The sequence below is a fragment of the Simplicispira metamorpha genome, assembly GCF_004341365.1.
GTDB classification, from domain to species: domain Bacteria; phylum Pseudomonadota; class Gammaproteobacteria; order Burkholderiales; family Burkholderiaceae_C; genus Simplicispira; species Simplicispira metamorpha.
Genome location: NZ_SLXH01000056.1, coordinates 1 through 3,770, shown reverse-complemented (window position 1 = coordinate 3,770; position 3,770 = coordinate 1). Strand labels below are relative to the sequence as shown.

Here is a 3,770-nt window from a genome sequence, read left to right as displayed (position 1 = left end):
TGACGTTGCGGTTTTGCACTGCGCTGCCGGGTATTTGCACGCTTTCGCTGTAGCCCTGCAGGCGGTTGCTGCCACTGGTGGTTTGGTAGTTGCGCTGCATCGTGGCCGTGCCGGCCAGCGTGGTGGCGCTGTAGAACACCTGGGTGCGGTTGCCATTGTTGTCCCAGGCATAGCCTGTGGCGTCGGGGCCGAGGGTATCGTTCAGGGACCAGCCGCTGGGCAGGGTGAGCCCTGCGGGGCCACTGTGTGCACTGGCCGTGAGGCGACCGGTGGGGTCATAGGTATAGGCACTGGTGATGGTGGCCTGCTGGGCCTGCGCTGCGCCGGGCAGCATGTGCTGCTGCAGGATCTGGCTGATGCGGCCAGCGCTGTCCCACGTCAGGTCCAGCAGCGCGCTGTGGGCCAGCTGGCCCGCGCTGGTGTAGCTGCGCTGCTCTGCCATCGGCGCGTTGCTCCCCGGGCTGCTGGCAAAGCCGGCCCACTGCCAGGCGTTGGGTTGGCCCAGAGGATTCCAAGTCAGGCTCGTGATCAACGGCTGGCCTGCCCAGGTGAGCCCGGTCAACTGGCCTGTGGCGTCGTACTGGTGGGCAAGCTGCTTGCCGCTGGGATAGGTGATGCTGGCGATCTGGCCCGCGCCAGGCAGGCCTGCGGCGATGTAGCCATAGGCAATGCTGCGGATATCGCCGTTGGCCAGCGTCTGGGTTTTACGCACGACACGGCCCAGCAGATCGCGCTGGTAGCGGGTGGTGACGCCTGGGTCCTGGATTTCGCTCAGAAATCCGATGCTGGCGTTGGGAGCGCCGGGCGCGTTGTAGTCGGTACCGATCAGGTCGTAGCGCAGCACGCTGGCACTGCCGCCGGTGTGTTCGATGCGTGTAGGACGACCCAGCGCATCGCGGGTGATGGTGCTGGCGCGGCCCAGGGCATCAGTGATCTGCTGGGGCAAGCCCAGGCTGTCGTAGGTGGTGGTGACCGTGCCGCTGTCCGGCGTTACCTCTTGCTTGGCGTTGCCCAGGGCATCCCGGGTGTAGTTGGTTCTCACGCTTTTGAAGTCGGTGGCCTGGGTGACCGCATCAAGTGCGTTGTAAGCCAGTTGCGCCGTAGCGTTTTGCGCGTTGGTGACGGTTTTAACGCGGCGCAGCGCATCCAGACCCAGGTTGGTGGTCCGTGCCGTGCCGGCCACGGTCTGGGTTTCGCTCGTGCGTTCACCGTTGGTGTCGTAACCGTAGCTGGTGGTGGCGCCGCCCAGGGTCACGCTGGCCACGCGGTTAAGGCTGTTGATGCTGCGTGCCAACTGCCAGGCTGTGCCGCCCTTGGCATCCTTGACGACCTCGTTCACCCGGTTGCCTATGGCGTCGAGCACATAGGTGCCGCTGGCCCCACGGTTGTCGCTCCAGCCAGTCAGGCGATGGGCTGCATCGTAGGTGTAGTCCACCTGGTAACCCGAGGGCTGCCGGATGCTGGCCAGTACGCCCGTGGGTTGGTAGGTCATGGTGGTCGTCAGACCGCTGTGGCTGATGCTCAGCAGTCGTCCACGCAGGTCGTATTGGTAAGTGGTGACCAATCCTGTGGGGGTCGTCTGGGTGAGCACGCGGCCACCCGTGTCGTGTGTGTAGCTCTTTACCCGCCCCAGGGCATCGGTACTTTGTGTGAGATTGCCTACGCTGTCGTACTGATAACCGGTGGTCGCGGTGTTGGGCTGCGTCTCGGTGGCGACCAAGCCCGAGGGGTGGTAGGTCCACGCCCAGGTGCGCGACTGCGTTGGAGTCACCGAGGTATCAGTGATGGTTTGGCTCAGCATGTTGCCTACGTTGTCGTAGGTGTAGCTGGTCACTCGGCCGGATTCGGTCACCGTCATCGGCAGTCGCCACTGCGGGTGCCAGGTGGTGGCCGTGGTGCGGGCATCCGGAGTGCCTGCGGCTTGGGTGGTAGAGGTTGGCAGACGGCGAGTGGCGTCCCACTGATACGTGGTGCTGGTGCCGAGGAAGTCGGTTTCTGACTCGATCAGGCCTAATGAGTTTTGAGTGCGGCTAAACGCGTCAGGCATTCCCAACGCAGATGGTTTCGATCCAGTAACTGCCGTGACTTGCCCATTGCTGCTGCCGAAGGTAAAGCTGCGAGGAGTTCCTAGAGGATCCGTGACCAATGCAGTGGTTACCTGCCCATCTGTCGCAAGAGTATAGGTAACGCCGTACCTCTCTACGCCACCCGCGTGCTCCGTGCTAATAGCCCGGCCCAGAGTGTCATAGCTGAATGTCGCGTATCTCGCAGCGTTTTCATCCTGTACTCCCGTAAGTAGATGAGGACGCGCTGTGACCTCATAGAGGTAATTTTTACTCTGATTGCCGGGATAGGAAACTGAAGAAAGTCTATTTTGATTGTCGTGAGTGTAGTAAATGTTCTTTCCATCGGGCGTACTCAGGGATGCGAGCCTTCCAGAAGAGTCATAAGTGAGTGCAATTTCTTGATTGAACCTATTCCGCACAACAACGACCCTATCGGAGCCGTCGTAATCAAAAGTTAACCATACGCCATCACGCTTGTGATATTTTTTAATTTTCCTATTGCTTCCAAAGTACCAAGCGTTCCCTTCGCTTGATTGGCGGTAGATGTACTCATTGGCTCCAATATTTATGCCATCCAGTGGGTTATTTAGACTTGGCCAAAAATCTACTCCGGGAAGAACTTGGAATGCCTTTAGTTGACCATCGGGAAACATTATGAATGCATATTGTCCTTTGATATGCAATTCTGTTTGGAAGCTATGCCTCCACAAGCCCAGCACCACAGCAGCAGGGGGGATGCCGTAGGGAGGTGTACTCGATACTAGTGCACTGTCATAAAAACGCTTAAATGTGAGCGCTCCATATCCAGCATCAGAATAATCTGTTTCTGTTTGAGTCTTTTTTGCTAAAGGGTAGACAATAGGATTTCCACCAGATATGCCTTCTCTCGTGCAACTGGGCCCAGAATTTGATAGCCCGGAACTAGGAGAGCCTCCACCCCATGACCCTCCATCGGGAGTCGTGCTTGGAGGTGGGGTATCTGGAGACGGAATTTCTGGAGGTGGATTCTTGATTTTGCAGGATTTTTCATGATTGCTTGAGTCTGCCGTTTCATCTCTTTCAAATCCATCGACGCATCCGCATTCTGTTTCATTTATTAATTTTGCATTTGCAGGACATTGGTAACTATCTGGTTTCTCTACAAAACACCACCAGGTGATATTATATTGCTGGCTAAAGCAGCACCAATCGGGAGGCGCCGGATTCGGGGATACGTACCATCCTCCGGGAATAACGCCCAGCGTGTCATTTAAAATTGGGCAGAGTGCCTCTTTGGTCGGAGCACATAGATTTATTCTGCAGAATTTTGTTCCATTAGGCTCGCCTGGAAATGATTGAAGTAAAGTGGTTTTCGTGAAGTTCCGTAAGATCTCTGAAATTCCCTGAGAGGGTGGCACAATCTCTTGGAGAGTGGGCTGAGATGCTGCCCCCATGGGCGCTACTTGAGCGAATGACAGCGCATTCGCCAAGAGCATCGAGAAAAATATGAAATACCTATGGAACACAGCACCCTCCCTCAACTTGACGTGCCACCAAATTATTGGTGTGGAAATTTAGTCAATCATGAATTTTTATTGCGAACTATGAAGGAATACTTGTTTTTTTGCAAATATTGACTAGAAATAAAACAACTTGAATCAAGCGGCATATTTGACAGAATCCTTCCCAAAAAACTGCTGCACCTTTTTGGGCGATTTCTGCAAA

Annotated in this window: 1 pseudogene; it reads right to left on the bottom strand. The window is 56.0% G+C overall.

Annotated features, from left to right (window positions below):
* A pseudogene (locus tag EV674_RS17190) lies at positions 1–2,047 on the bottom strand (hypothetical protein); the annotation flags it as partial.
* Positions 2,048–3,770 lie beyond the last annotated feature (1,723 nt).